Source organism: Nocardia sp. NPDC003482 (assembly GCF_053588115.1).
On record NZ_JBSFPI010000044.1, the window covers coordinates 1 to 25014 of the forward strand.

At 68.2% G+C, this 25014-nt stretch carries 27 protein-coding genes and 1 pseudogene; 19 read left to right on the forward strand and 9 right to left on the reverse strand.

Features of this window, described 5'->3' with window-relative positions; all coding sequences use genetic code 11:
- Positions 1-97 precede the first annotated feature (97 nt).
- A pseudogene (locus tag ACWDSJ_RS36605) lies at positions 98-502 on the forward strand (DUF5753 domain-containing protein); the annotation flags it as partial.
- A gap of 49 nt (positions 503-551) precedes the next feature.
- Positions 552-662 carry a DUF397 domain-containing protein gene (locus ACWDSJ_RS36610; RefSeq protein WP_450037401.1) on the forward strand — a complete coding sequence of 37 codons (111 nt, stop codon included), beginning with the start codon at positions 552-554 and terminating at the stop codon, positions 660-662.
- Here the strand turns inward: ACWDSJ_RS36610 and ACWDSJ_RS36615 are convergent.
- Positions 627-1049, reverse strand: coding sequence for a hypothetical protein (locus ACWDSJ_RS36615; RefSeq protein WP_450037402.1), 423 nt, complete (start codon positions 1047-1049; stop codon positions 627-629). The genes ACWDSJ_RS36610 and ACWDSJ_RS36615 overlap by 36 nt on opposite strands.
- A 109-nt stretch (positions 1050-1158) precedes the next feature.
- The gene (locus tag ACWDSJ_RS36620; RefSeq protein ID WP_450037403.1) at positions 1159-1836 is read right to left on the reverse strand and encodes a DUF6461 domain-containing protein; all 678 of its coding nucleotides are present in this window, start codon (positions 1834-1836) and stop codon (positions 1159-1161) included.
- A 332-nt stretch (positions 1837-2168) separates the two neighbouring features.
- Between ACWDSJ_RS36620 and ACWDSJ_RS36625 the strand changes: the two genes are divergently transcribed.
- The 4 genes from ACWDSJ_RS36625 to ACWDSJ_RS36640 all read left to right on the forward strand — a co-directional run bounded on the left by ACWDSJ_RS36625 (position 2169) and on the right by ACWDSJ_RS36640 (position 5664).
- A complete protein-coding gene (locus tag ACWDSJ_RS36625; RefSeq protein ID WP_387356748.1) occupies positions 2169-4385 on the forward strand; it encodes a SulP family inorganic anion transporter in 2217 nt (738 codons plus the stop codon).
- Positions 4386-4543: 158 nt separating this feature from the next.
- Positions 4544-4984, forward strand: a complete 441-nt coding sequence (locus tag ACWDSJ_RS36630) for a prevent-host-death protein (protein WP_450037405.1) — start codon at positions 4544-4546, stop codon at positions 4982-4984.
- Positions 4981-5418, forward strand: coding sequence for a cytotoxic translational repressor of toxin-antitoxin stability system (locus ACWDSJ_RS36635; RefSeq protein WP_450037406.1), 438 nt, complete (start codon positions 4981-4983; stop codon positions 5416-5418). The genes ACWDSJ_RS36630 and ACWDSJ_RS36635 overlap by 4 nt, the downstream gene beginning before the upstream one ends.
- A gap of 57 nt (positions 5419-5475) precedes the next feature.
- Complete coding sequence (locus ACWDSJ_RS36640; protein WP_450037407.1) at positions 5476-5664, forward strand: hypothetical protein; 189 nt, start codon at positions 5476-5478, stop codon at positions 5662-5664.
- Here the strand turns inward: ACWDSJ_RS36640 and ACWDSJ_RS36645 are convergent.
- Positions 5661-5981 carry a putative quinol monooxygenase gene (locus ACWDSJ_RS36645; RefSeq protein ID WP_450037409.1) on the reverse strand — a complete coding sequence of 107 codons (321 nt, stop codon included), beginning with the start codon at positions 5979-5981 and terminating at the stop codon, positions 5661-5663. The two genes, ACWDSJ_RS36640 and ACWDSJ_RS36645, sit on opposite strands and share 4 nt — an antisense overlap.
- Positions 5982-6255: 274 nt before the next feature.
- On the opposite strand from ACWDSJ_RS36645, the gene ACWDSJ_RS36650 reads away from it, so the two are divergent.
- From ACWDSJ_RS36650 to pdxS, 9 genes are all read left to right on the forward strand, one after another.
- Positions 6256-7461, forward strand: a complete 1206-nt coding sequence (locus ACWDSJ_RS36650) for an ATP-binding protein (RefSeq protein ID WP_387356755.1) — start codon at positions 6256-6258, stop codon at positions 7459-7461.
- Between the two features lie 160 nt (positions 7462-7621).
- Positions 7622-8254 carry a (2Fe-2S)-binding protein gene (locus ACWDSJ_RS36655; protein ID WP_450037410.1) on the forward strand — a complete coding sequence of 211 codons (633 nt, stop codon included), beginning with the start codon at positions 7622-7624 and terminating at the stop codon, positions 8252-8254.
- A gap of 158 nt (positions 8255-8412) precedes the next feature.
- A complete protein-coding gene (thrS, locus tag ACWDSJ_RS36660) occupies positions 8413-10470 on the forward strand; it encodes a threonine--tRNA ligase (protein WP_450037412.1) in 2058 nt (685 codons plus the stop codon).
- Positions 10467-11069 (forward strand): HIT family protein, encoded by a 603-nt coding sequence (locus ACWDSJ_RS36665; RefSeq protein ID WP_387356761.1) that lies wholly within the window; start codon positions 10467-10469, stop codon positions 11067-11069. The genes thrS and ACWDSJ_RS36665 overlap by 4 nt, the downstream gene beginning before the upstream one ends.
- Positions 11070-11151: 82 nt before the next feature.
- On the forward strand, positions 11152-11823 hold the full coding sequence (gene pgsA / locus ACWDSJ_RS36670; protein WP_450037414.1) for a phosphatidylinositol phosphate synthase: 672 nt from the start codon (positions 11152-11154) through the stop codon (positions 11821-11823).
- 223 nt (positions 11824-12046) lie between these two features.
- Positions 12047-13024 carry a phosphatidylinositol mannoside acyltransferase gene (locus ACWDSJ_RS36675; RefSeq protein ID WP_450037416.1) on the forward strand — a complete coding sequence of 326 codons (978 nt, stop codon included), beginning with the start codon at positions 12047-12049 and terminating at the stop codon, positions 13022-13024.
- A complete protein-coding gene (locus ACWDSJ_RS36680) occupies positions 13021-14145 on the forward strand; it encodes a glycosyltransferase family 4 protein (protein WP_450037418.1) in 1125 nt (374 codons plus the stop codon). Before ACWDSJ_RS36675 ends, ACWDSJ_RS36680 begins: the two co-directional genes overlap by 4 nt.
- Positions 14145-15185: an NUDIX hydrolase gene (locus ACWDSJ_RS36685; protein WP_450037440.1), complete on the forward strand. Its 1041-nt coding sequence runs from the start codon at positions 14145-14147 to the stop codon at positions 15183-15185. Before ACWDSJ_RS36680 ends, ACWDSJ_RS36685 begins: the two co-directional genes overlap by 1 nt.
- A gap of 398 nt (positions 15186-15583) precedes the next feature.
- Positions 15584-16486 carry a pyridoxal 5'-phosphate synthase lyase subunit PdxS gene (gene pdxS / locus ACWDSJ_RS36690; RefSeq protein ID WP_387356769.1) on the forward strand — a complete coding sequence of 301 codons (903 nt, stop codon included), beginning with the start codon at positions 15584-15586 and terminating at the stop codon, positions 16484-16486.
- Between the two features lie 27 nt (positions 16487-16513).
- Here the strand turns inward: pdxS and ACWDSJ_RS36695 are convergent, their stop codons facing one another.
- The gene (locus ACWDSJ_RS36695; protein WP_450037419.1) at positions 16514-16903 is read right to left on the reverse strand and encodes a hypothetical protein; all 390 of its coding nucleotides are present in this window, start codon (positions 16901-16903) and stop codon (positions 16514-16516) included.
- Positions 16867-17325 carry a prevent-host-death protein gene (locus ACWDSJ_RS36700; RefSeq protein WP_450037421.1) on the reverse strand — a complete coding sequence of 153 codons (459 nt, stop codon included), beginning with the start codon at positions 17323-17325 and terminating at the stop codon, positions 16867-16869. The genes ACWDSJ_RS36695 and ACWDSJ_RS36700 overlap by 37 nt, the downstream gene beginning before the upstream one ends.
- Positions 17326-17376: 51 nt before the next feature.
- Between ACWDSJ_RS36700 and ACWDSJ_RS36705 the strand changes: the two genes are divergently transcribed.
- The gene (locus ACWDSJ_RS36705; protein WP_450037423.1) at positions 17377-18342 is read left to right on the forward strand and encodes a LysR family transcriptional regulator; all 966 of its coding nucleotides are present in this window, start codon (positions 17377-17379) and stop codon (positions 18340-18342) included.
- Here ACWDSJ_RS36705 and ACWDSJ_RS36710 read toward each other — a convergent pair.
- Both ACWDSJ_RS36710 and ACWDSJ_RS36715 read right to left on the reverse strand, forming a co-directional pair.
- Positions 18321-18824 carry a heavy metal-binding domain-containing protein gene (locus tag ACWDSJ_RS36710; protein WP_387356773.1) on the reverse strand — a complete coding sequence of 168 codons (504 nt, stop codon included), beginning with the start codon at positions 18822-18824 and terminating at the stop codon, positions 18321-18323. The genes ACWDSJ_RS36705 and ACWDSJ_RS36710 overlap by 22 nt on opposite strands.
- Positions 18825-18833: 9 nt before the next feature.
- Positions 18834-19490, reverse strand: coding sequence for a hypothetical protein (locus ACWDSJ_RS36715; protein ID WP_450037425.1), 657 nt, complete (start codon positions 19488-19490; stop codon positions 18834-18836).
- A gap of 90 nt (positions 19491-19580) precedes the next feature.
- Here ACWDSJ_RS36715 and ACWDSJ_RS36720 point away from each other — a divergent pair, with 90 nt between their 5' ends.
- The 3 genes from ACWDSJ_RS36720 (at position 19581) to ACWDSJ_RS36730 (ending at position 21874) form a co-directional block, all read left to right on the forward strand.
- Positions 19581-20402: an acyl-CoA thioesterase gene (locus ACWDSJ_RS36720; RefSeq protein WP_450037427.1), complete on the forward strand. Its 822-nt coding sequence runs from the start codon at positions 19581-19583 to the stop codon at positions 20400-20402.
- Between the two features lie 34 nt (positions 20403-20436).
- A complete protein-coding gene (gene pdxT / locus ACWDSJ_RS36725; RefSeq protein ID WP_450037428.1) occupies positions 20437-21051 on the forward strand; it encodes a pyridoxal 5'-phosphate synthase glutaminase subunit PdxT in 615 nt (204 codons plus the stop codon).
- A gap of 70 nt (positions 21052-21121) precedes the next feature.
- Positions 21122-21874 (forward strand): YebC/PmpR family DNA-binding transcriptional regulator, encoded by a 753-nt coding sequence (locus tag ACWDSJ_RS36730; protein WP_387356781.1) that lies wholly within the window; start codon positions 21122-21124, stop codon positions 21872-21874.
- A gap of 98 nt (positions 21875-21972) precedes the next feature.
- Here ACWDSJ_RS36730 and ACWDSJ_RS36735 read toward each other — a convergent pair whose 3' ends face one another.
- Positions 21973-23313 carry an MFS transporter gene (locus ACWDSJ_RS36735; RefSeq protein ID WP_450037430.1) on the reverse strand — a complete coding sequence of 447 codons (1341 nt, stop codon included), beginning with the start codon at positions 23311-23313 and terminating at the stop codon, positions 21973-21975.
- 72 nt (positions 23314-23385) lie between these two features.
- The gene (locus tag ACWDSJ_RS36740; protein WP_450037442.1) at positions 23386-24837 is read right to left on the reverse strand and encodes an alpha/beta hydrolase; all 1452 of its coding nucleotides are present in this window, start codon (positions 24835-24837) and stop codon (positions 23386-23388) included.
- Positions 24838-25014 lie beyond the last annotated feature (177 nt).

Genomic DNA, 25014 nt, shown 5'->3' on the forward strand with positions numbered 1-25014 from the left:
CCGCTACGCCAAACGAGCCGCCTACTACCAGGCCGAACTCACCATCGCCGCCATCATCCTCTGGCTGCGATGACTTACAGGACACGTCCTAGTCGAGAACCCTGACTCCTACTTGAAAGTGATTCTGTCGGAGGCCGTCTTGCAGCATCAGATCGGAGGCCGAGCGGTCATGGCGGAGCAGGCGCGCCTTCTCCTGGCATTCGGCGAGCTACCCAATGTGACCATCCGAGTCCTGCCGTTCGGCGCGGGACCGCATTCGGGATTGTTGGTTCAGTCGTTCACGCTCTACGAGTTCCCCACGTTGCGCCCGAACCACCCTCCCGAGCCCACGGTGCTCTACATCGAAGGCTTCAAATACGACCTCTACCTGGAGGACGAGCCAACCACTCGCGGCCTGATCGACTACCACCGATCAGCCCTCGAGGACATGGGCCGGGCGGCTCTGGACGAAACCGCCACTAGGCGACTCGTGCAGGAGATCGCAGAGAAATACTCTGCGTGACCAGCGAATTCGGCTACGTGTCGAGGTCTCCTATCTACGCGCGGGCTCGGTGGCCGTCCGGGACTCCAAGAACCCGGACGGCCCCGCGCTGATCTTCGCGCCCGCCGAGTGGGACGCCTTTACCTCACGAGTCTGCGCAGGCGAGTTCGACCGCGCGTAGTTCGCTCTCTTCATCGTCCCGACCCGCCCCGGCAGCAAAAGGCTTGGCGGCCAAGTTGATCCACTCAACCAGGCGTGAGCAGTCGACCGTGCCGGTGGTGTCGACGGCCACGACGGGCGTGAGTGCGAGTGGTGCGGCCTGCGCGGCCCAATTGTCCCAATCGTCGGCGAGCCTCTGCTCGTCTTCATAGAAGAATGGACGACTCCTGCTCGCATAACGCGCCCTGGCGATTTCGGCCGGGACGTCACACCAGATCTCGACCGCGCGCGAGGCTCCGCTGTTCCGGATTCCGGCGCGAGCGAACCGCAGGTCCCGCGGCTTGAACCACCACGAGTCGATGACAACGTTGCCCGAGATCGCCTGCGCCAGAGCCCATACCGCGTCCATTGCGATCCCACCGATCGCGCGCGGATCACGGTTCGGGGGTGCAATTCCTTACCGCAGTAGCGGATCCACCCGGGTTCCGAGGTCGCGTACTCGGCGCTTGCTGCTGGGCTCACCTGAACGCGACGGATCCGATGAGCATCGGACGGTCGAGGAGTTCCGGGGTGAACCGCACTCGGGTGAGGTTCGCGGCCAGGGCGAAGGCTTTCGGCACGACGATGGTGTAGTCGATGTCCTCCTCGCTCTCCCAGTAGTCCTCGTCGAAGTAATCGGGCTCGTCGTCCTGCACGTCCACCGTCATGCCGACTTCTCGCATGAACTCGTTGAGCCGGTCGGGCTCGGAGCCGTGTCGAAGGTGGGTGCACGCCAGGTTGCAGCCCGTGACGAGCGTGCCGTCGATCGCGTACGCGAGTCTGTCGTCGGCGTATTCGTGGTGGGTGATGCCCAGTACCTCACAACCAGGGGACAATTCGGTCAGGACATGGGTGAGCGTGGCCATCCACCCGAGGAGCTCGATGGCCACGCTCCACTCGCCGACCTGCACGACGCCCACGGTGACTCCTCCGGATCCTCGGCCGGTTTTCTCGTAGGACTCCATGGTCTGCGTCCAGAGCTCGTCGAAGCCCCCTTCCCGGCCGCGGTCCTCGCCGCGGCTGAAGCGGCGCACCACCTCCGACGGGTCGAGCCCGCGGAAGAAGGACACGGTGAAGATGTCGCCCAGCCAGCGGCCGCCGCTGTTGTGATCGTTGTGGACCCACTGGAATGGGGCCCACGGGTCGGAAGTCGTCATGGTTCGCATGATGGCAGGTGCCACCGACAACCGGCGTCGACCCGGTCGGCGCGAAAGCCGCTGCGGCGCAGTCTATGTGACCGTTCACAACATCGAGCCAACGGTGTGTTAGCAGACTCGGCGACGGCAATCAAGTGAGGAGCGTCACGCCCTACCTGAGAGTGCCTAACAAAGAATTTACTTTCCTCAGCCTTTGCTAAGTCTTTACCATTACAGTGACCCTCACCTTCCGGGTGCTCGGCGGGACGGCGCTGTCCCGCCAGCTGATCTCGATGCCTGGAGAACATGTTCGAAACACCGAAGTGCTTGTGCCGCTTCGGCGAAGGAGAAATATGTCCACCGACACCGATACGCCGCCGGGTTCCGGCGCGTCCCTCTCCGACCGGCTGTCCTCGATCATGCGCCATGACTTCCCGGCGTCGATCGTGGTTTTCCTTGTCGCCCTGCCCCTTTCGCTGGGTATCGCCATCGCCTCCGACGCGCCGATCGCGGCGGGGCTCATCGCGGCCGCCGTCGGCGGCATCGTGGTGGGGATCTTCGGCGGCGCTCCGTTGCAGGTCAGCGGGCCCGCGGCGGGGCTGACCGTGGTCGTCGCCGAGACCATCCATCAATTCGGTTGGAAGACAACCTGTTTCATCACTGTCGCGGCCGGACTGTTGCAGTTGGTCTTCGGCCTGAGCCGAATCGCGCGGGCCGCCTTGGCGATCGCGCCGGTGGTGGTGCACGCGATGCTCGCCGGTATCGGCATCACCATCGCGTTGCAGCAGGTCCACGTGCTGCTCGGCGGGTCGTCGCGCAGCTCGGCGTGGGCGAATCTCACCGGGCTGCCCGATCAGCTGCTGCATCTGAGCGGTAGCGACGTCCTCATCGGGGTGGTGGTCATCGGCATCATTCTCGCGTGGCGCTATGTGCCCCAACGGATTCGGTTGATTCCCGGACCGCTGGTCGCGGTTCTGGTGGGGACCGTGCTGTCGCTGGTGTGGCCGGGTGACGTCGAGCGCATCGCGCTGTCCGGCTCGCTGTTCGACGCCATCGGTCTGCCCGAGATCCCCAGCGGCGGTTGGGGTCCCGTGGCGCTCGCGGTGCTCACCATCGCGTTGATCGCGAGCGTGGAGAGCCTGCTGTCGGCGGTCGCGGTCGACAAGCTGCACACCGGGGCGCGCACCAACTTCGATCGCGAGCTCATGGCGCAGGGCGCGGCCAACATGACCTCCGGTCTGCTCGGCGGCCTGCCGGTCACCGGCGTCATCGTGCGCAGCTCCACCAATGTCGCGGCGGGCGCGAAGTCCAAGGCGTCGGCGTTCCTGCACGGGGTGTGGCTGCTGGTGTTCTCCATCGCGCTTGTCGGTGTGGTGCAACAGATTCCGAAGTCCGCGCTCGCCGGTCTGCTGATCGTGGTCGGTGTGCAGCTGGTGAAGCTCGCGCACATCCGGCTCGCGCATCGGACGGGTGATCTGGCCGTGTACGCGGTGACCATCACGGCCGTGGTGTTCCTGAACCTGCTCGAGGGTGTGCTCATCGGTCTCGCGCTGGCGTTCGTGCTGCTGCTGTGGCGCGTGGTGCGGGTGTCGGTGGTCGCGAGCCCGGTGGCCGGGACCGATCGGTGGTTCGTGAGCATCGACGGGACCTGCACGTTCCTGGCGCTGCCGAAGCTGTCGACCCAGTTCGCCAAGGTGCCCGCGGGGACCGAGGTGCTGGTCGAACTGACCGTCGACTTCCTCGACCACGCCGCCTACGAGGCCATCCACGATTGGGCCCGCCAGCACGAGAACACCGGCGGCCGTGTGGAATTCGTGGAGATCGGCACCGCCCGCATGGAACACGCCACGGCCGGACCGCCCCAGCGCGGCGCCGCCCGCGGCCTCCTCGACGACGTACTGGGCCCGTGGCGGGAACGTACGGAGAACGCCCTCGCCGCCGGTGTGACCGCCTACCATCGCCGTCACGCTCACGTGGTCCGCCCGCACCTGGACGAACTACGGGACCGTCAGGACCCGCACTCGCTGTTCCTGACCTGCGCCGACTCCCGCATCGTGCCCAACGTGATCACGAACAGCGGCCCCGGCGACCTGTTCACCATCCGCAATGTCGGCAACCTCGTCCCCGCGAACGGCGCCGACGCCTCGGTGGAGGCCGCGCTCTCCTTCTCCCTGGAGAAGCTGAACGTCCGCGATGTGGTCGTCTGCGGCCACTCCGGCTGCGGCGCGATGCAAGCCCTCCTGGCAGGTAAGCCCCTGGGCCCCGGCCTGGACAACTGGCTCGCCCACGCCCACCCGAGCGTCGACCGCTACCACGCGGGCCACCCCGTAGCCCGAGCCGCCGCCGCGGCGGGCTACGACGAGGTAGCCCAACTCGCCATGGTCAACGTCGCCGTCCAACTCGAAGCCCTCCACGCCCACCCCGTAGTCCGCCGAGCCATCCGCGACCGCGGCGTCACCGTCTCGGGCCTGTACTTCGACATCGGCACCGCCCGAGTCCTGGAGGTCACCACCGACGGCATCGCCGAAATCGACGAGGCCGCTGAACCCGCGGTGGCAGTCCACGCCTGACCACCGTGCGGGGCGCGAGTTCGGCTGTCAGAGAGCCGAACTCGCGCCTTTCGGTGTCATCGGTCGTCCGGCAGCGTGTCTGCGCTGGCGCGGCGTCCGCTTGATGTACATAATGTACATAGTGTTCAAGCCGAGGCGGGGGGAGACTTGAGGTAGTGATGACTATCGCGGACCGCATCACGTCGGTCACCCGTTACGACTCGATGGCGAGTGCTCGGGAAAACTTCAGTCAGATGCTCACAGCCGCGGAGCAAGGCAATCTCGTCGTCGTTTCCCGTCGAGGGCAGGACTCGGCTCTGGTGCAGGTCGGTCGGCTGCGCTGGCTGCTCGCCCAAAGCCTGCGCCCCCATGAACCCCAGGTGGTACGGGAGAACGGCAACTGGGTGGCCTACCTCCCGGGTCTGCCGCTCGCGGTGGAGGAACCCGACTTCGACACCGCGACCGCCGCTTTGATCGAGGCGATGCGCGAATACGCCGCTGATTGGCAGGACCATCTGCACGCGGCGCTGAACCATCGCGACAACGTCGATTTCGTGCAATTCGTGGAACTATCGACCGACGAGCAGTTGAAGGAGTGGTTGACGGCGGCAGAGCAATGAACCGCTACCCGCCGGGCAACAAGAAGGCCCACGAAGCCTTCTGTCAGAACGACAAATGGACTCTCGTGCGGAACGCCACGGGCGGCGTGGTCGGCCATCACCGCACGTGGGAACTGCACCTCGCGGACGGTCGAATCCTGCGGACCCGCATTTCCCGACCGGTGGACAACACCGATTACGGCGCCCGCATGTGGTGCCAGATCCTCAAAGAGCAACTCGAGGTCACCGCGGAACAGTTCTGGGCGTGTGTCAATGACAGAACACGTCCGGCCCGAGTGTCGGCCAACGTCACGATCCCCGACAAGGAACCGATTCCGCTGGGCGTGGTCGAGAAGCTCATTCGATTGGTAGGTCTCACGCCCGACGAGATCGAGCGCATGACCAAGGCCCAGGCTGTCGCCCGGCTCGACGAGTTCTGGGCCGAGCAAGGATGAATCAGCCTCTGCCGGTTACGTTTCCATGAGCCTGGGCCACAGGTAGCATGTGGTCATATGGTTCTGGAAGGGGACATCATGGCGTCGGACCGAGAGCAGGTTGCCGATCCGCGCGCCCGCTGGCGTCACCTTCCTCCTGAACCGGCCTATTACGTCGAGGGAGCCGACGTCGAGGGGAAGTCGTCGAGCTATACGGTACCCGCGGTGGACCCGACCCAGGACTTCATTCGGCTCTACGGGGGTTAGGCGCCCGCGGGGGGAATCGGGGCACCCGATGTGTACATCTGCACGTCCCGATTCACCGCCAACGGCATCACCCGCCCCAACCCGATCTCCCGGAAATGCGCAGACTCCCGATGCGCCGTGAAAGCCGCTGAGTCGGCGTACTTTTCGATGCTCACATACCGCTCCGGACGGTCGGTCGAGCGGAACACGTTGTAGGACAGGCACCCCGGCTCGTCCCGGCAGGCCCCGGCGAGCGCTTCCAGCGCCTGTCCGAATTCCTCGGCGTCCTCCGGGCGGGAGGAGACGTCGGCGATGACGAGGACATAGGAGGACTCCACCTCGGTGAGTCTAGCGGCGGGGCGCATTTTGCTCGCGGCCGACAACTGTGACCGAGGAAGATCGAGGTGGAGGGGAGTTTGCTGATAGTCGGTCTGCTTCGGGTGACGGCGAGAAGCGCACGTCTGTAGCGGCAAAGCGCGCACGGTAGAGGCGGCAAAACGCGCACTGGGTGCCCGGCAGATCGCGCACATGATGTGCGATACTACTGCCGTGACATCGTCTTTCTCGTCCTCGCCGATTGGTCGTATCCTTCCTCGACATGCTCATTCGGCAGTGCATGAAGCACTGGCGGACACCCGTGTCGTTCTGGTCAATGGGGCGCGCCAATGCGGCAAGAGCACGCTGGTCGCCCGGATCGGCAGGGAGATCGGTGCCACTTGGCGCAGCCTCGACAAGCCGGAGACTCGGCAGGCGGCTGTCTACGACCCCACGCAGTTCGTGCTCGACGATTCCCTTCTGATCATCGACGAGGTGCAGCGAGTGCCGGAGTTGCTGCTGGCCATCAAGGAGACCGTCGATGCCGATGGGCGGCCCGGACGGTTCCTGCTGACCGGTTCGGCTCACGTCATGGCGCTCCGAAGCGTTCCCGACGCTCTCCCCGGACGCATGGAGACGATCGAACTCTGGCCGCTGTCCCAAGGTGAAATCGACGGCGCGCCGGACAAATTCATCGATTGCGCCTTCGAACACGGCCCACAGCTGCGGCACGTCGGGACCGAGAACCGCGACGACTACATCGAACGGATCGCGCGCGGTGGCTTTCCCGAAGCCGTTGCGCGAGTGGGCAAACGGCGTTCCCGATTCTTCTCCTCTTACATCGCCGATCTGATCAACCGCGACGTGATGCAGCTGTCCGAGATCGAGCGCACCGCCGAGATGTTCACCCTGGTCAACCTCGTCGCGGCCAGGTCGGGTCAACTCCTGGTGCCCGGCGCCCTCGGCAATGAACTCGGCCTGCCCAAGGACACCGTCGCTCGTTACCTCCGCCTCCTGGAAGAAGTCTTTCTGATCAAGCGCATCCCCGCTTGGTCGCGAAACCTGACGACGCGCGCCGTCGCAACCTCCAAGGTGTTCATGGTCGATTCCGGCATCGCGACATATTTGTCCGGTGCCGACCCACGATCATTGCGCACGGTGAACGGACCCTTCGGGCTTCTGTTGGAGGGCTTCGTAGCCGCCGAACTCGCGCGCCAGCTCACCTGGTCCGACCAGGAGGCCCGCATGTTCCATTACCGCACCCGCGACAACGTCGAAGTCGACATCGTTCTCGAGAACAACCGACGAGAGGTGATCGCCATCGAGGTGAAGGCCGCTGCCACGGTCAGAGGCGAGGACTTTCGCGGTCTCCGTCATCTCGCGGACCGGTTGGGCGACGACCTCCTCGCCGGTTACGTGCTTTACACCGGCACGGAAACTCTCCCATTCGGGCCGAGGTTTCGCGCTGTGCCGATCAGCGCGCTGTGGAACGCACGACCATGAACCCGGACTCCACGCGGCGAGTCCAAGCCTGGGCGGTGACGGTCACCGCCTAGGCTCACTCCCGGGGAGCATCGATAATGCCTGGCCGGACGCCCCTCTCCGTGCCAGGCTGGTAATCGGAACCATTCGAGATCGGAGTCGGATGAATGTGGTTGCGGCGGTGACGGGCACCCTCGTGCCGGGCGTCATGCTGACCCGGCCGCGGTGGCTGGCCGAGCGGATCTCCGATATGGGGATCTCCTGGGGAACCGGGGACCCGCGGGTGTCGGGGACGTTGTGGTGGTGCATGGCCGCGTCGTCGTTGGTCGACCCGATCGTGACCGCGCTGGCGGCGGGGGAGGCCGCGCCGGAGGTGGAGCTCGAGCGCATCGAATGCGAGATCCGGCCGGACGGCGGTGTCGAGCGCATTCTGCCCGCGGACCCGAGAAGCGCTGTGTCGCAGGGTGATTCGCGATTGGGCGCAGCCCTCCACGAGACCCTCGACCGAATCATCCCGCACGTGGCCGAGGTCAGCACCGCCGGAACCCCCTCCCTCTGGGCCATCGTCGCCGACGCGATCGGCAACAGGGCCATCGATGCGGGCAATCCGGACGCGGGGACGGCCCTCGCGAAGGAAGTGGCCGGACGGTTGCCCACCCCGCGCTTCACCGACGTCGCCACCCGAACGTTCGTGCGCCGCATTTCCTGCTGTCTGGTCTTCGAGGTCCCCGGCTGCCAGATGTGCATGAGCTGTCCCAAGCGGCCCCCGGCCGAACGGGAGGCCCTGCTGGCGGAGTTCGCGGCCCGCGGTTGAGCCGGTCTGTCGGCGCACGCGCGGTACGGTCCCGATAGCATGGTCGCGCCGGGCCGGAAGGGTGACCCGGCCTGGACTCACGTCCGGATAGCGGGAGCATCCCGCACCCGAGAATCGCGGGCGCACGCCCGCCCCAGCAAGCCAAGGAGAGCGCAGCCGTGACCACCTCAGCCCGCAGTAACCCCGCCGCCCTCGTTCGGGTGCCGGCCGGGACGACGGCGGGCGCCGCGCTGCGCGAGGCGGGCCTGCCGAACAAGGGCCCCGACGCGGTGATCGTCGTGCGCGACCCGCAGGGCGACCTCAAGGATCTGTCCTGGGCGCCGGAGCGCGACGTCGAGGTCGAACCGGTCCCGGCCGATTCGCCGGACGGCCGCAACGTGATCCGGCACTCGGCCGCGCACGTGCTGGCCCAGGCCGTGCAGCAGGAGTTCCCCGAGGCCAGGCTGGGCATCGGCCCGTACATCAAGGACGGCTTCTACTATGACTTCCAGGTCGACCGCCCCTTCACCCCGGAGGATCTGGCCAAGCTGGAATCGCGGATGAAGAAGATCATCAAAGGGGCGCAGCGGTTCTCGCGCCGGGTGGTCGACGTCGAGGAGGCCCGGGTCGAACTGGCCAAGGAGCCGTTCAAACTCGAGCTCATCTCCGACAAGTCCGGCATCGACGATCCGGAGGTCATGGAGGTCGGCGGCAACGAGCTGACCATCTACGACAACCTGGACCCGCGCTCGGGCGAGAAGGTCTGGGGCGATCTGTGCCGCGGCCCGCACTGCCCGACCACCAAATACATCCCGGCCTTCAAGCTGACCCGCAGCTCGGCCGCCTACTGGCGGGGCGATCAGAACCGCGAGGACCTGCAACGCATCTACGGCACCGCGTGGGAGTCGCAGGAGGCGCTCGACACCTACCTGCACCTGTTGGCCGAGGCCGAGAAGCGCGACCACCGCAAGCTCGGCCTGGAACTGGACCTGTTCTCCTTCCCCGACGAGCTCGGCTCGGGGCTGCCGGTGTTCCACCCCAAGGGCGGCATCATCCGCAAGGAACTCGAGGAGTACTCGCGCCGCCGCCACATCGACGCGGGCTACGAATTCGTCAACACCCCGCACATCACCAAGGGACACCTGTTCGAGGTCTCCGGTCACCTGGACTGGTACCGCGACGGCATGTTTCCCGCGATGCATCTGGACGCGGAGTACAACGAGGACGGCAGCGTCCGCAAGCCCGGCCAGGACTACTACGTCAAGCCGATGAACTGCCCGATGCACAACCTGATCTTCCGCGCCCGCGGCCGGTCGTATCGGGAACTGCCGCTGCGGCTGTTCGAATTCGGTTCGGTGTATCGGTACGAGAAGTCCGGCGTCATCCACGGGCTCACCCGGGTGCGCGGCATGACCCAGGACGACGCGCACATCTACTGCACCAAAGAACAGATGCACGCGGAGCTGACCAACACGCTGAACTTCGTGCTGTCGCTGTTGCAGGACTACGGTCTCGAGGACTTCTACCTCGAACTGTCGACCAAGGACGAGAAGAAGTTCGTCGGGTCCGACGAGATCTGGGAGGAGGCGACCGCCACCCTCGAAAAGGTCGCGCACGCTTCGGGTTTGGAGCTGGTGCCCGATCCCGGCGGCGCCGCCTTCTACGGGCCGAAGATCTCGGTGCAGGCCAAGGACGCGCTCGGACGCACCTGGCAGATGTCGACCATCCAGCTCGACTTCAACCTGCCCGAGCGCTTCGAACTCGAGTACACCGCCTCCGACGGCACCAAACAGCGTCCGGTCATGATCCACCGCGCCCTGTTCGGTTCGATCGAGCGGTTCTTCGGGGTGCTCACCGAGCATTACGCGGGCGCGTTCCCGGTGTGGTTGTCGCCGGTGCAGGTGGTGGGCATTCCGGTGGCCGACGCCTTCGCCCCGCATCTGGACGAGGTGATCGAGCGGTTGCGCGAGCACGGCGTGCGCGCCGAGGTCGACCGCAGCGACGACCGCATGCAGAAGAAGATCTTCAATCACACCGCGCAGAAGGTGCCGTTCATGCTGCTGGCCGGGGAGCGCGACGCGAGCGCGGGCGCGGTGAGCTTCCGGTTCCGCGACGGCACCCAGCTCAACACCGTCCCGGTCGCCGACGCGGTGGCCACCATCGTGGACTGGATCCGCCGCCGCGAGAACGCCTCGCCCAGCGCGGACGGAGTCCACATCCGGACCGGTGGAGCATGAGCATCATGGATGAGGCCGTGTCCCAAGACAATTCGAACGAGCAGATCGTCGACACCGGCGCGGGCGACCCCGATCGCCTGCAACGGCTGTGGACGCCGTACCGGATGTCCTACATCACCGGCGCGGCCGCCGACCGCGACGCGCGCAAACCGGGCAGCACCGAGCAGCCCAAGAGCGGGCACCCGTTCACCGACATCCCCACCATGTCCGACGAGGACGGCCTGGTCATCGCGCGCGGGCAGTGGGTGTACGCGGTGCTCAACCTCTACCCGTACAACCCGGGGCACATGATGGTGGTGCCGTATCGGCGGGTGGCCAACCTCGAGGATCTCACCGTCGAGGAAAGCACCGAGCTGATGGCCTTCACCCAGCAGGCGATCCGGGTGATGAAGCGGGTGTCGCGGCCGGAGGGGTTCAACGTCGGCCTGAATCTCGGTGGCGTGGCGGGCGGTTCGCTCGCCGACCACCTGCATCAGCACATCGTCCCGCGCTGGGCGGGGGACGCGAACTTCATCACCGTCGTCGGCGGGGTGAAGGTGATGCCCCAGTTGTTGAGGGATACGCGGGCGCTGCTCGCGGGGGCGTGGAAGGAGGCGTAGATGAGCTACCCTTGCGCAGCTCCGCTCATCGGAGCCGACCGGGTGCGGGTGTCCCGCAAAGCACAGAAGGACACCGAGTAGCGTGCTCAGCTTCTTCGGTCGTGAGACGTTCGCCAAAGCGACCGCCCCCCTGGGCAGGGCGCTGGTGAGTACCGGGCTCACGCCCGACGCTATGACGCTGATCGGCACCACGGCCTCGATCGTGGCCGCGGTGACGCTGTTCCCGACCGATCACCTGTTCTGGGGAACGATGGTGATCTGGCTGTTCGTCATGTTCGACATGCTCGACGGCGCGATGGCCCGCGCGCGCGGCGGCGGCACGAAATACGGTGCGGTGCTGGACGCCACCTGCGACCGGGTCGCCGACGGGGCGATCTTCGGGGCGCTGGCGTGGTGGTCGGTGTACCACGAGCACAGCAAGCACCTGTTCGTGGCGAGCCTCATCGTGCTGGTCACCTCGCAGGTCATCTCGTACGCCAAGGCGCGCGCGGAGGCCAGCGGACTGTCGGCCGACGGCGGCCTGATCGAACGCCCGGACCGGCTGGTCATCGTGCTCGTCGGGGCGGGCTTCACCGGCATCGGCCAGTACTGGGGCATCGAATGGCTGTCCTACGCGGTCTATCTCGCCATGTACGTCCTCGCCGTGCTCAGCGTCGTCACCGTCTTCCAACGCGTCCTGGCCGTCCGCAACTCCCCCGGCGCGCGCGACCTGATCGCCCCGGCGACCAAGGCCGACCCCGGCCCCGCGAATTGAGAGGGCCGGGGATGAGTGAGTCGAAGGGCCTGCGGCCGGACCGAATCGGGGGGCCAGGGGTGAGTGAGCTGAGCGGCCTGCGGTCGGGGCGAATTGCGGGGCCGGGTGTGAGTCTGAAGGGCCTGCGGTCGGCGCGGGTTGCGGGGCCGGGTGTACGTGAGCCGAGGGGCCTGCGGTCGGCGCGAATTACGAGGGCGGGCTTGAACGAGCCGAGGGGCCGCGCATGAGCGATCTGCGATCCGCGTTGTCGGATAAGGCGTATGCGGCCGGGTGGCGGCTGGTTCGGGGGTTGCCGGATCGGACCGCGCGGCGGTTGTTCGATGCGGGCGGGGATTGGGCCGGGCGGCGGGCCAATGCCGCGAGTCATCGGAGTGGGCAGCCGAATCAGTTGCGGCGCAATCTGTCTCGGGTGCTCGGGGTGGAGCCGATGGCGGTGCCCGACGAGCTGGTGCGGGCGAGTATGCGGTCCTACGCGCGGTACTGGCGGGAGGCGTTCCGGCTGCCGAGCATGGATCACACGGCGCTGGCGTCGTCCTCGCTCATGCCGCCCCCGTTCGGCATCGAGCACGTGGACGCGGCGCTGGCGCGCGGACGTGGGGTGGTGCTCGTGCTGCCGCACTCGGGCAACTGGGATATGGCCGGGGTGTGGCTCGTCCAGCACTACGGCACGTTCGCGACGGTGGCCGAACGGCTGCGACCGGAATCGCTGTTCGAACGGTTCGTCGCCTACCGGGAGAGCCTCGGCTTCGAGGTGTTCCCGCTGACCGGCGGGGAGCAGCCGCCGTTCCCGCGACTCGCGGAACGTTTGCGCCGCAATGGAATCGTGTGCCTGATGGGGGAGCGTGACCTCACCGGGCGCGGCGTGCCGGTGACGTTCTTCGGCGAACGCACCTGGATGCCCGCCGGGGCCGCCAAACTCGCGATCGACACCGGCGCGGCGCTCATGCCCGTCCACGCCTGGTACACCACCGACGAGCAGGGCCGCGAGGGCTGGGGCCTGAGAACGGATGCGCCGCTGGATGTTTCCGGCGGGGTGGCCGCGGCAACCCAATCGTTGGCGGACTGGTTCGCCGCGCACATCGCCGAGCACCCGGCCGACTGGCACATGCTGCAACCGCTGTGGGAGGCCGATCTCTCCGAGGCGCGCCGCGACCGGATCGCCGCGGCTCAGGCGGCTCTGGCGAAGGACGAGGCGCTGTGAAGATCGGCATGGTGTGCCCATACTCGTTCGACGTACCGGGCGGGGTGCAATCGCATGTCGTGGAGCTCGCGCAGGTGCTGATCGAGCGCGGGCACCGGGTGAGCGTGCTCGCCCCCGCCGCCGACGACACCGCGCTGCCCGACTTCGTGGTGTCGGCGGGCAAGGCGGTGCCGATTCCCTACAACGGGTCGGTGGCGCGGCTGTCGTTCGGGCCCACCGCCTACACCCGCATCCGGCGCTGGATCACCGACAACGACTTCGACGTCCTGCACATCCACGAGCCGAACGCCCCGAGCCTGTCGATGCTGGCGCTGAAGATCGCCGACGGGCCGATCGTGGCGACCTTCCACACCTCGACCACGAAATCGTTGGTGCTCAGCACCTTTCAGGGCGTGCTGCGGCCGTATCACGAGAAGATCCTGGGCCGCATCGCGGTCTCGGAGCTGGCGCGCCGCTGGCAGGTGGAGGCCCTGGGCAGCGACGCGGTGGAGATCCCCAACGGCGTCGACGTGCCCGCCTTCGCGCACGCCCCGCTGCTCGACGGCTATCCGCGCGACGGCGGCACCGTGCTGTTCCTGGGCCGCTACGACGAGCCGCGCAAGGGGATGTCGGTGCTGCTGGGCGCCCTGCCGGAGGTGGTGCGCCGCAACCCGGACGTGCGGATCCTCATCGTCGGGCGCGGCGACGAGGAGCGGCTGCACCGCGACGCGGGACCGCACGCGCGGAATCTGCGCTTCCTGGGCCAGGTCTCGGACGCGGAGAAGGCGTCGGCCATGCGCAGCGCCGACCTGTACTGCGCGCCCAATCTCGGCGGGGAGAGTTTCGGCATCGTGCTGGTGGAGGCGATGGCCGCCGGAACCGCCGTGGTCGCCAGCGAACTCGACGCCTTCCGCCGCGTGCTGCGCGACGGAACCGCGGGAATGCTGGTGCCCGTGGGTGATTCGCACGCCCTGGCCCGCGCGCTCAACGACCTGCTCGCCCACCCGGACAAGCGCGCGGAGCTGGTGCGCGCCGCGAATCAGGTGGTCGGCGAATACGATTGGCCCGTGGTGGCCGAACAGATCCTGCGGGTCTACGAGACCGTGACCCTCGGCGACGCCCGGGTGCGGGTCGCCGGATGATCACCTTCTCCGCGACGACGATCCTCGTCCTCGCGCTGATCGCGGCGCTGATCGTCGCGGCCGGTGTGTGGGCCTACTCCACCGCCAACCGCCTGGACCGGCTGCACGTGCGCGGCGACCAGGCCCGGCACGCCCTCGAGGCGGCGCTCGGGCGGCGCGCGGTGGTGGCCCGGACGGTGGCGATCACGCTCGCCGGACTCGATCCCGACGCGGCCGATCGCGCCAAAAACCTTCAGGCCCTTGCGGATCGGGCCGAACGCGCCGACTGGGCCGACCGCGAGACCGCCGAGAACCAGCTCGCCGCCGCGCTCGCGGGCCTCGACATCGCCCTGCTGCCACCGCAATTGGTGGCCGAACTCGCCGACGCCGAGGCGCGGGTGCTGATCGCCCGCCGCTTCCACAACGACGCCGTGCGCGACACCCTCGCCCTGCGCACCCGCCGCCCGGTGCGCTGGCTGCACCTCGGCGGTACCGCGCCGCTGCCCACGTACTTCGAGATCGCCGAGCGTGTCACCCCCGCCGCCGGAACCGGACTCGAGGTCGACACCGTGCGCACCTCGGCGCGGGTCGTGCTGCTCGACGACCAGGACCGGATCCTGCTCATGCGCGGCCACGATCCGCAGACCCCGCACCTGCCGTTCTGGTTCACCGTCGGCGGCGGCGTCGAACCGGGGGAGACCCTGCGGGCGGCCGCGGTGCGCGAGCTGTGGGAGGAGACCGGGTACGCGCTGGACTCGACGTTCCTGCGCGGGCCGATCTGGCGGCGGGTCGCGGTGTTCCCGTTCGACGGGGAGCTGATCCGCTCGGAGGAGCTGTTCTTCGTGGCGCGGGCGCGAGCGTCGTTCGAACCCGAGGCGGCCGATCCGACGGTGTGGGAGCGGCGGTGCGTGAACGCCTACAAATGGTGTGCGCCGGAGGATATCGAGAAGCTGGATCGGTCGGGGGAGACGGTGTATCCGTACCACCTCGATCGGCTGCTGCCCGAGGCGGTCGCGGTGGCGGGGAGCGACGAGGAACCCGAGGTGCGGTCGATCCGGTAGGGGGCGGGCGTCAAAAGGCTTGCGCGCCAAGATTTCTCGGGGGCAGTCGGTGGGGACGCGCCCGAATCGGGTGTGACATCTCTCATGATCCGATATGGTCGAATTCGGTTTGTCGTGGACACGGTGTGGTGAAACCCACTCCTTGGAGGTGAGTTACCAGTGAAGATGTCCTATCTGCTGTACGACTTTCTGCTGCCCTACCTGGGCCAGGAGGCGGCGACCTACTGGGCGCAGCTGTTCGTCGTCGATCCGCTGTAGGCACGCTGTCGGATAGCTCCCGCCCGGGGCGAGCAGTCCAGTGCTGTCCGACTGGCTATGAAGTGGCCTGATTCCGCGGCCTAGAATCGTGGCGTTCGACTCCGAACGACAACGATTCCGCCGAGACTCAGGAGTTTGCCGTGACTACGCCCGAAACCACCCCGACGACCGGCACCGCCCGCGTCAAGCGCGGCATGGCCGAGATGCTCAAGGGTGGGGTGATCATGGACGTCGTCACCGCCGAGCAGGCCAAGATCGCCGAGGACGCGGGCGCGGTGGCGGTCATGGCCCTCGAGCGGGTGCCCGCCGACATCCGGGCGCAGGGCGGCGTGGCGCGGATGAGCGATCCGGACCTCATCGACGGCATCATCGAGGCCGTCTCCATCCCGGTCATGGCCAAGGCCCGCATCGGGCACTTCGTGGAGGCGCAGGTGTTGCAGAGCCTCGGCGTCGACTACATCGACGAGTCCGAGGTGCTGACCCCCGCCGACTACGAGCACCACATCGACAAGTGGCAGTTCACCGTCCCGTTCGTATGCGGCGCGACCAACCTCGGCGAGGCCCTGCGCCGAATCACCGAGGGCGCGGCCATGATTCGCTCCAAGGGCGAGGCCGGCACCGGCGACGTCTCCAACGCCACCACCCACATGCGCAAGATCCGCGACGAGATCCGCAAACTCCAGTCCCTGCCCGAGGACGAACTCTACGTCGCCGCCAAGGAACTCCAGGCCCCCTACGACCTGGTCCGCGAGATCGCCGAGACCGGCAAACTCCCCGTCGTCCTGTTCACCGCGGGCGGCATCGCCACCCCCGCCGACGCGGCCATGATGATGCAGCTCGGGGCAGAGGGCGTCTTCGTCGGCTCCGGCATCTTCAAGTCCGGCAACCCGGCCCAGCGTGCGGCGGCGATCGTCAAGGCCACGACGTTCTATGACGACCCGGATGTGTTGGCGAAGGTGTCGCGCGGGTTGGGCGAGGCCATGGTCGGAATCAATGTGGAGGAGATTCCCGAGCCGCACCGGCTCGCCGAGCGCGGGTGGTGACGCTGGCATGTGAGGCGGTTCCGGGCGTCATTTCGTCTCGTTCGGGTGGCAGGTGTGCACCTGTTCGAGGAAGACCGTGTGTTCGCGGACGTAGAACCAGATGCGGGCGGTGCCCTGGGCTGTCGGCTTGTGCTGCCAGCGTTGGTAAGTCGCACCACCTCGCTCGATGACGCCGAGTTCGCCTTTCAGCTGGTAGTTCGTCGGAGTCGTGGACAACGGGGTTCGCGTGAGGAAGTCCCAGCAGTCCGTCATGGGGTTGCGGATCGTCGCGACGAGATCCCGCCACCCCTTGCGGGCGTGGGTGGTGGCGAAGCGGATCTCGTACTCGGTCCGCTTCGGCGGGCGGGGGACGAGCTCTCCCTTCTTGGCGGCCGCCACGACTACGGGCGCTCCACGGTCTCGGTGTCGTCGAGCCATTCGAGGTCGGCGCTGCCGAGCCCGGCGGCGATAGCCGTGGCAGTCTCCTTCCAGGACGTCAGCTCGGCGATTGCGAGATGCGGTTGGCCGGTGGAGAACGAGGCGCGTGCGGCGTCCACCAAATCCTGTGCGCAGGACGCCCGGTCCGTCGGCGACAGTGCGAGCATCCAAGGGAACGTTTTGGACATGCGCTCGGCGAGCGAGCCGCTGTCGTCGAGGGCGACGGTGATGAGCTGTGCGGCGAACTTCAGCAGGCGCGAGCGAGCTTCGGCCTCGCGCTGCGACATCAGCACCAGCGCCTCGCCATCGCGTCGGGTCACCGTCACGGGGTGGCGCTCGGCTTCGGCGAAGACCTCGGCGGAGTGCTTGCTCAAATCCGAGGAGCGCCGCGTCGCCGCGGGGAGGTCTGCTGCGATGCCCATGGCCCTATGATATTCGGAACGTGTTCGGAAGTCCATGGAGCGGGTGGTGTCATGACCGATCTCGACCTCGCGGCGGTGCGGGCCTTCCTCACCGTGCTCGACGAGGGCCAATTCGGTTATGCCGCTGATGTTTTGGGCATCACGCAGCAGGCGGTGTCGAAGCGGATCGTCAAGTTGGAGAATCAGCTCGGGGTCGTGGTGGTGGAGCGAGGGCCTCGCGGCGTGGTGGCCACGGCGGCCGGGCGGCGGTTTCTGCCGTATGCGCGGTCGCTGTTGACCGTTGCCGATGAGGCGGTGGGGGCGGTGCGGGGGCGGCCGTTGCGGGTGGCGTTGTTGGGGGAGCGGGATGCGGCTGCGGATTTGATGCGGTATTACCTCGATCGGCATCCGGGGGTCGAGGTGGAGATCGTGTTGTCGAGCGTGCGGGATACCTCGCGGGATGCTTTGGTGGCGGGGCGGGTGGATGCGGCGTTTGCTCGGCGGTTCGGGGGGCCTCGATCGCTGCCGGATGAGATTTGTTGTGCGCCAGCGTATTTGGAGCCGTTACAACTGCTGGTCGGGAAGGGGCATCCGCTCGCTGGACGGGTGGAGGTGTCGTTGGCGGAGGCCAGTGCGTATCCGGCGTGGGTGCCGGGGGCGGCGGTGCCGTCGGAGTGGGCGGACTTCTACCGGGAGTTGAGTGAATTCGCGGGGATCACCGTGGAGACCGGGGGGCAGCCCGAGTCGATCGACGCGGTGCTCGAGCGGGTCGCGGCGTCGCGGGCGCTGACGACGTTCACCGGCACGGGGTTTCGTACGCCGCTGCATCCGGGGATTCGTGGGGTGCGGGTCGTGGATCCGACGCCCGCGTATCCGCACGCGTTGTTGTGGTGGGGGGTCGATGCGCATCCGGGGCTCGCGGGGCTCGTCGCGCATGTGCGGGCGGGGTACAACGCCGATGTCGCGGCCGGGTGTTGGGTGCCCGAGGCCGACCGCGACCTGTTCGGGGCGGAGGGTTATCCGGTTGCGACGGTGTGAGGGCCGGAGGCGTCGACCGGACGCTGGATCGGGCGGATCAGGATGGCCGTGCCGTAGGCCGCCACCTCGCTCATGGTGTTGGCGATCTCGTTGCAGTCGAAGCGCATGGCGATGACCGCGTTCGCGCCGAAACCCATGGCGTGGTGGCACATTCGCATGATCGCCTCGTGGCGGGACTGGTAGAGCAGGTTGGTGTACTCGGTGATCTCGCCACCGCCGAGGGCGCGGAAACCGGCCGAGAGATTGGCGCCGAGGCCGCGGCTGCGCACGGTCAGCCCCGCGACCTCGCCGAAGACGCGGACCACCTCGTGGCCGGGCACGTCGTTCATGGTGGAGACCAGGATCGGGAAGCCGGGGCCGGGATGCGGCTGCGGCGGCATGCCCTGGGGTTGCGGTGGCGGGCCCTGCGGGGGCATACCGGGCGGCGGTGGGCCCTGCGGTGGCATCGGCTGCTGCGGAAACGGCGGGTACGGCTGGTTCACGGCCGTAGCCTACTGCCGGATCGCCGGTCGGTCGCGATGGTCCCAGGCCACCAGCAGATCGGGCTCCCCGGCCGCGCGGCGATGCGCCAAAAGCGCTTCCACCGTGAAGGATTCGGCCGGATCGGTAGCCCGCCGCAACGCCCCCTCCGACAGCCGCAGCTCGACGGTCAGATCGAAATCCAGCCCCCGCCCCAGCAGCATCGGCCCCGCCACGATAACCACCAGATCCGGTTCGGCGGAAACCGTTGCGGCGCGCGCGGATCGGTCGGTCCGCTCGTCCCACAGCGCGGGCAACCACCGCCCGCGCTCCCGCAACCCCCGCAACACCTCCCGATCCAACGCCGCATAGTCGAACCACGCCTCCCGATACGACTCCGCGTCCCGCCCGAACTCCAACCGCAGCGACGCCGGACGCACGAAATCGTGCACCGCCACCACCACACACGGCCGCCCCCGCGCCCGCACCCGCTCGGCCACCGCCCGCGCCATCTCGACCGGATCGGCGGCATCGGCCCCGTCGATGGCGACCACGGCGCGCCCAGGGCCGTCTTCGGCTGGATCCGCTTCCGCGGCGGGACCGTGCTCCGCGCGCCCCGGCAGCGCGGCGACCCGCTCGACGAGGGTGTCGAGCAACGCCGGGGCGGTGATCGGGGTGAAGGCGGGCACCCGACCATCATGCCGATCCGGGCAGGTCGGGGCGGGCGGGGGGTTCGCCATCCTTTAGCCTGGGCAGGTTGATTCCCGGAAGGACGGTTCATGGCGACGATCGAAGAGGCGCTGGAGATCGAGCGGCTCGAGCGGGACATCTTCCGCGGCGCGTCCACCAAGACGCAGCTGCCGCGCACGTTCGGCGGGCAGGTTGCCGGACAGGCGCTGGTGGCGGCCGTGCGCACGGTCGAACCGCGGTATCAGGTGCACTCGCTGCACGGCTACTTCCTGCGGCCCGGCAATCCGACGGAGCCGACCGTCTATCTGGTCGAGCGCATCCGCGACGGCCGATCCTTCACGACCCGGCGGGTGACGGGTGTGCAGGAGGGCGAGGCGATATTCACCATGTCGGCGTCCTTCCACGTCGGCGACGACGGACCCACTCATCAGGACGAGATGCCGAAAGTGCCGCTGCCGGAAGAACTTCCGGACGCCAAGACCGAGCTGAGCCCGGAGCGGCTGTGGCGGATGCGGGAATGGGAGCACTGGGACATCCGCACGATCCCGCAGGACCGGGTCTCCCGTCGCGACGGCCTCGCCTCCCAGCAGCAGGTGTGGTTCCGCTACCGGCACGCGCTGCCCGACGACCCGCTGTTCCACGTCTGCACCCTCGCCTACATGAGCGATATGACCCTGCTCGGCTCCTCGAAGGTCACCCACCCCGGCGAACCCACCCAGGACGCCTCCCTCGACCACGCCATGTGGTTCCTGCGCCCGTTCCGCGCCGACGAATGGCTCCTCTACGACCAGAACTCCCCCTCGGCGGGCTTCGGCCGCGCCCTCACCGGCGGCCGCATCTTCGACCAGCGCGGCCAGCTGGTCGCCGCCGTCGTGCAGGAGGGGCTGACGCGCACGTTGCGGGAGGGCTGACGGGCCCGCCCGGCGTGACTCGTATGCTCGATTCGTGAGACCGACCATTGGTGTGCTGGCGTTGCAGGGCGATGTCCGCGAGCATTTCCGCGCGCTGTCCGAATGCGGGGCCGAGCCGGTGAGCGTGCGGCGCGAGTCCGAGCTCGCCGCCGTCGACGGGCTGGTACTGCCCGGGGGCGAGTCCACCGCGATCAGCAAACTGCTCGAGGTGTTCGGCTTGCTCGAACCGCTGCGCGCCCGGCTGCGCGACGGGATGCCCGCCTTCGGATCGTGCGCGGGGATGATCCTGCTGGCCAGCGAGGTGCTCGACACCCGGCCGGACGCCCGCTCGCTGTCGGGCATCGATATGACCGTGCGGCGCAACGCCTTCGGCCGTCAGGTCGACTCGTTCGAGACCGATCTGGACTTCAGCGGCATCGACGACGGGCAGGTGCGCGCGGTGTTCATCCGGGCGCCGTGGGTGGAGCGTGTCGGCGACGACGTGGAGGTGCTGGCTCGGGTACCGTCCGGTCCGGCCCAGGGCCGGATCGTCGCGGTGCGGCAGGGCCGGGTGCTGGCCACGTCGTTCCATCCCGAGGTGACCGGCGACCTGCGGGTGCACCGGATGTTCGTGGACTCCGTACGAGCGGCCGTTCCGGCCGACAAGTGACAGCTGGTCGGGCAGTAGACTGGCGAAGTTGTCTGCCCGCACCTCGAGAACCGACTGAAGGAAGTAGGGAATGAGCGGCCACTCCAAATGGGCCACCACCAAGCACAAGAAGGCTGCCCTCGACGCCAAGCGCGGCAAGTTGTTCGCCAAGCTGATCAAGAACATCGAGGTGGCGGCCCGCACGGGTGGCGGTGACCCGGATGGCAACCCGACGCTGTACGACGCCATTCAGAAGGCTCGCAAGAACTCCGTCCCGCTGGACAACATCGAGCGCGCGCGCAAGCGCGGCGGCGGTGAGGAGGCGGGCGGCGCCGACTGGCAGACCATCATGTACGAGGGCTACGGCCCGAACGGTGTCGCCGTGCTCGTCGAATGCCTCACCGACAATCGCAACCGCGCCGCCGGTGAGGTTCGCGTCGCCATGACCCGCAACGGCGGCAATATGGCCGACCCGGGTTCGGTGGCGTACCTGTTCAGCCGCAAGGGCGTGGTGACGCTCGAGAAGAACGGCCAGACCGAGGACGACGTGCTCGTCGCCGTGCTCGACGCGGGCGCCGAGGAGGTCAACGACTTGGGCGACGCGTTCGAGGTCATCAGCGAACCGGGTGATCTGGTCGCGGTCCGCACGGCGTTGCAGCAGGCCGGAATCGATTACGACTCGGCCGAATCCGGCTTCCAGCCGTCCACCACGGTCGCGGTCGACGCCGAGGGCGCGCGCAAGGTGTTCAAACTCGTCGACGCCCTCGAGGACTGCGACGACGTGCAGAACGTCTACACCAACGTCGACGTCTCCGACGAGATCCTCGCGGAACTCGACGCGTGATCCGGGGCGGCCGGTCCCTCGGCTCGAATGACGAACGGGGGACCGGGCAAGCCGGTCCCCCGTGACCGGCCGCGAAACCGGTTGTCGGTCAACAAGATTCAGGCCGTGAGCCGGTCGTCCTCGGCGATGAACAGGGTGGCGATCACGCTCACCACGGCCGTCGCGACCAGGTACCCGCACGCCAGCCACGGCGTGCCGCCCGCCGCGGCGATGAGCGCGGTGACGACCATCGGCGTGATGCCCGAGGCGTACACGCCCGAGACCTGATACACGAACGACAGCCCGGTGTAGCGCACCTCGGGCGGGAACAGGCCGGCGTACAACGTGCCCTGCGCGCCGTAGAACGTAGCGTGCGCGACGCCGAACACCGCGATCATCGCGACGGTGAACACCACGATGTGCCGCGTCTCGAACAGCGCGAACACCGGATACACCAGCAGCCCGTAGGCGGCGATCCCCGCGATGTACACCCGCCGCGGCCCGAACCGGTCGGTCAGCGCCCCCGACACCGGGATCAGCGCGGCCATGGTGAGCGCCGCGAGCGTCACCGCGACCAGCACCGGCACCTGCCGCAGCCCCAGATGCCCGGTCGCGAAGCTGATCGCGAACACGCCCCAGGTGTTGAACGCCGCGCCCTCACCCCAGCGCGACAACAGTCCCAGAATGGTGTTGCGCCGCGTCCTCGCGCTCCGGAACAGGTGCAGCACCGGCACTTTCGAGATCCGTTCCAGCCGGTCGAGTTCTCGGAAGGCCGGGGTTTCGTCGATCCGCAACCGCACCAGCAGCCCGATCGCGACCAGAATCACGCTGGCGCCGAACGCGATTCGCCACCCGTAGCCGAGGAACGCGGCGTCGCTGAGCGTCGAGCGCAGCAGCGCGAACACCCCGGTGCCCAGCGCGAGCCCGAGCGCCAGCCCGATCTGCGGGCAGCTCCCGAACAGTCCGACCCGCCGCCGCGGGCTGTGCTCGACGGCCAGCAGCACCGCGCCCGCCCATTCGCCGCCGAGCGCGAAGCCTTGCAGCATCCGCAGACCCAGCAGCAGGATCGGCGCGGCGACGCCGATGGCGGCGGTCGTGGGCAGCACGCCCATCAGCGCGGTCGAGCCGCCCATGATCGCCATGGTGAGCGCGAGCGTGCGCTTGCGGCCGATGCGGTCGCCGATGTGGCCGAACACCAGCCCGCCCACGGGCCGCATGACGAAGCCGACCGCGAACGTCGCGAACGACAGCATGGTGCCGACGAACGCGCTGGTATCCGGGTAGAATAGCTTGCCGAACACGAGGCCCGCGGCGGTGGCGTAGAGGAAGAAGTCGTACCACTCGACGGTGGTGCCGATCAGGCTCGCCACGACGGCCGATCGGGTGGCGACGGGTGCGAGGCGTTCGTCCGAATCCTTCGTGGTGGCCGCCGGATTCGGCGCGGTCTCCAGTAGCGACATGGCGCCCTTCCCTTCGGCGTCGATTCGCCGAGCGACCCTAGAACGCCGAGCCGAAGGTCAGAAGGGTTGTATTCAGCGCGATTCCAGGACGGGTAGCCCCACCCGGGCGGTGATCCACGGGAACGAGGACTCGAACGCGGCCGAGGCGAACTGCCAGGTGTGGCCGCCCTGCGTCGTGTGGATCGTGCAGTCGATGCCGAGGTCGCGGCCCTTCGCGCAGAGTTTCTCGGCGGCCCCGATCTCGCCGGTGTCGCCGCCCGCGTCCTGTCCGCCGAGGCCGATCTGATCCTCGTCCACCTTCGGACGCGCGAATTGCCCTGCGCCGCCGCGGTTTCCCTGGCGTGGGGGCGGGGTGAGGTCGTCGAACAGGCCCGCGACGCCAGTGTAGGGGCCGTGGTGGTCCATGACGGTCAGGGGGTCGAAGCGGTCCCAGGCGGCGGCGTCACCGCCGTAGAGGCGGCGAATGGTCTGCTCCTTGGTGCCCGAGGCGGGGCTCAGGTCACCGGCGATGTCGACGAAGGTGTGGAACAGCTCCGGGTGTGTGACGGTCAGATCGATCGCGCAGGTGCCGCCCATGGACCAGCCGATGACCGCCCAGTTCGCGGGGTCGGCCGACGCGCCGAACGTCGATTCCACATACGGCGGAACGTCTTTCGTGAGGTGGTCGGCGGCGTCGCCGCGCGGGCCGTTCACGCATTCGGTGTCGTTGTTGAAGCTGCCGCTGGAGTCGACGAACACCAGGATCGGGGCGCGGCCGTCGTTGGCTGCGGTGAACTTGTCGATGCTGGGCATGATCTGCCCGCTGCGCAACCAGTCGGCCGGGGTGTTGAACTCGCCCGCGATCATCGTCACCACGGGCAGGGCCGGGGGTTTGTCCCCGGCGAACCACGCGGGCGGCAGGTACACGTATTCGGTGCGATGCTTGAATCCGCTGGCGGTGTCCGGAATGTGCACGGGCACAACGACTCCCGTGGTCCTCGGCTTGCCGCGCAGGCCGGGCAGGTCGGCGAGGTCGGTCTGGTGGGGCAGCGGCCCGGCGGTGAGCGCGCTCCACGCCGACTGCACGGTCGGGTAGTAGCCGACCCACTGGTTGAGCACCACGCCGGTGCTGAGCAGCGCCATCGGCACGGCCAGAATCGCCGCCGCGCGCTGCCACCAGCGGCCGCCCGGCCAGCCGAGCACCGCGACCGCGAGCGCCCCGGCCAGCGCCGCGACCGCCACCCACAGCAGCAGCGGCGCGGGATCCGACGCCAGGCCCTCATCGGTCAGATACAGCCAGCCGCCCACCGCGGCGGCCACCGCCACGCCCACGGAGGTCGGCACCCGGACGAGCCACCAGCGCCGGGTGAACCGGGCCACGGCCACGATCAGCAACGCGACCGCGATCAGTTCGATGGTGAGCGGAAGCCAGCCGTGCAGCAACGACAGCCCGCGATGGAAGCCGCCGTACGGATTCAGATTCGCCGAGGGCAGATGCGGCGGCGGGGGAGGGGCCACGCTCGGCGTCGGTGGTGTCGTCGGCACATCCGTCAGCGCAGGGAACACGGCGGCAATCATCGATGGTGTTCCTCGAGATCAGCTGTGAGGGGGCTCCGAGTTCGGTGAGGCCGCTCTCGGCCCGCCCCGTTCGCTCTTGACCCTGCCCCAAGGGCAGGGTTGCACGATAGCTGTGGGCCGGAGAAACCCACCGGACCGGAATCA